Source organism: Cupriavidus basilensis (assembly GCF_029335485.1).
Taxonomy (GTDB): domain Bacteria; phylum Pseudomonadota; class Gammaproteobacteria; order Burkholderiales; family Burkholderiaceae; genus Cupriavidus; species Cupriavidus basilensis_E.
Window position 1 is genome coordinate 1 of sequence record NZ_JARJLM010000421.1, and the last position, 757, is coordinate 757.

Consider the following 757-nt stretch of genomic DNA (forward strand, 5'->3'; position numbering starts at 1 on the left):
GCAGGTGTCAGGCGTGCGCCGGCGCCTGCGCGGGCTGCCGCACCGGCAGCGCCAGCTCGGGTACCGCCTGCAACAGCGGCGTCGCGATGGTGCCAGCCTCGAAGCGCGCGGGTGCTTCCCTGGCCAGCAGGCGCAGGTGTCGCAGCCGGGCTTCGAGGCCGGCGTCGGGCTGGGTATCGAGGCACAGCGTGGACGGGCAGGCCACGCCAAGCAGATCGAGCGCCTGTTTGAAATTGGCCGGCGTCAGTCCCTCTGCCGGGTTCACCGCCACCACGTGCGGGCGCAGGTCTGCGTATTGCTCATCGCGCAGCGATGCCGTGTCGCAGGTCAGGATGGCGAACGCCTGCGGCGCAGGCCGGTGCGCGAAGTAGGCCGCGATGCGCGCGGCGTGGCCGCCGGGCACGTCGGGTGTCATGCCTTCGATCTGCAGGTCGAGCTGCTGCAGGATCGCCGCCGGGACGCCGCGGCGCCATGCCTCGGATACCACCACGCGGGCGCCGGCGAGACCAAACAGCCGACGCACGAAACCAAGGGCGACGGGATCGAAGAAACGGACGTCGCGCAGGGTGCCGGTATCGGGAATCCCGCCCAGCCGAGCCTCGGAGCGGCTCGAGTAGAGGACACCGGGGACGTCAAGCATGATGAGGCGTTCGGACATGATTTCCTATCTGGTTGCAGCGCCGGTTGGCGCGTTTGAAGATTACGACGCATCCAGGGAAATCTGCAGGGGCAAAAAGCGGCTAAGTTGCAACATATC

Annotated in this window: 1 protein-coding gene; it reads right to left on the reverse strand. The window is 68.3% G+C overall.

Features of this window, described 5'->3' with window-relative positions; genetic code table 11:
• Positions 1-7: 7 nt before the first annotated feature.
• Complete coding sequence (locus tag P3W85_RS25055; protein ID WP_276266744.1) at positions 8-658, reverse strand: HAD domain-containing protein; 651 nt, start codon at positions 656-658, stop codon at positions 8-10.
• Positions 659-757 lie beyond the last annotated feature (99 nt).

Coding starts and splice junctions, on each gene's coding strand:
- P3W85_RS25055 (WP_276266744.1), bottom strand. CDS start 658: ATGTCCGAACGCCTCATCATGCTTGACGTCCCCGGTGTCCTCTACTCG.